General features: G+C 69.0%; 1 protein-coding gene. It reads left to right on the top strand.

Annotated elements, in window-relative coordinates; all coding sequences use genetic code 11:
* Positions 1-1,238: YDG domain-containing protein (locus BLS13_RS20840; RefSeq protein WP_218123336.1), on the top strand; the 1,238-nt coding region annotated here is incomplete at both ends.

Raw genomic sequence — 1,238 nt, 5'->3', positions numbered from 1 at the left:
TCGGCGGCCGGCGCCATCGGCGAGATCACGCGCAAGCAGCTGACCGCCAGCCTGACCGGCGCGGTGTCGCGCACCTATGACGGCACGACCGCGGCAACCCTCGCCGCGTCCAACTATCAGATCGGCGGACTGATCGATGGTGAGAGCATCACTGCGACGCAGACCAGCGGCACCTTCGCCAGCGCCAACGCCGGCAATGGGATCACCATTACCGCCAGTCTCGCGAGCAGCGATCTATCGGCGGGGTCGAACACCTTGCTGTCGAACTACGCGCTACCGACCTCGGCGGCCGGCGCCATCGGCGAGATCACGCGCAAGCAGCTGACCGCCAGCCTGACCGGCGCGGTGTCGCGCACCTATGACGGCACGACCGCGGCGACGCTGGCGTCGTCCAACTACCAGATCGGCGGACTGGTCGACGGCGAGACCATCACCGCGACGCAGACCAGCGGGACCTTTGCCAGCGCAAACGCCGGCAGCGGGATTAGCATCACCGCCAGCCTCGCCAGCAGCGACCTCTCGGCTGGCTCGAACACCTTGCTGTCGAACTACGCGCTACCGACCTCGGCGGCCGGCGCCATCGGCGAGATCACGCGCAAGCAGCTGACCGCCAGCCTGACCGGCGCGGTGTCGCGCACCTATGACGGCACGACCGCGGCGACGCTGGCGTCGTCCAACTACCAGATCGGCGGACTGGTCGACGGCGAGACCATCACCGCGACGCAGACCAGCGGGACCTTTGCCAGCGCAAACGCCGGCAGCGGGATTAGCATCACCGCCAGCCTCGCCAGCAGCGACCTCTCGGCTGGCGCGAACACCCTGCTCGCCAACTACCTGCTGCCGACCTCGGCGGTCGGCGCCATCGGCGAGATCACGCGCAAGCAGCTGACCGCCAGCCTGACCGGCGCGGTGTCGCGCACCTATGACGGCACGACGGGGGCGACGCTGGCCTCGTCCAACTATCAGATCAGCGGACTGGTCGACGGTGAGAGCATCACCGCGACGCAGACCAGCGGCACCTTCGCCAGCGCGAACGCCGGCAGCGGGAACACGATCACCGCCAGCTTCGCCAGCAACGACCTCTCGGCGGGGTCGAACACCTTGCTGTCCAACTATGCGCTGCCGACCTCGGCCGTAGGCGCGATCGGCGAGATCACGCGCAAGCAGCTGACCGCGAGCCTGACCGGCGCGGTGTCGCGCACCTATGACGGCACGACCGCGGCGACGCTGGCGTCGTC

The sequence above is a fragment of the Sphingomonas sp. YR710 genome (assembly GCF_900101455.1).
Lineage (GTDB): Bacteria > Pseudomonadota > Alphaproteobacteria > Sphingomonadales > Sphingomonadaceae > Rhizorhabdus.
Note: the sequence above shows the minus strand (reverse complement) of the source record. Positions and strands in the feature narration are given on the sequence as shown.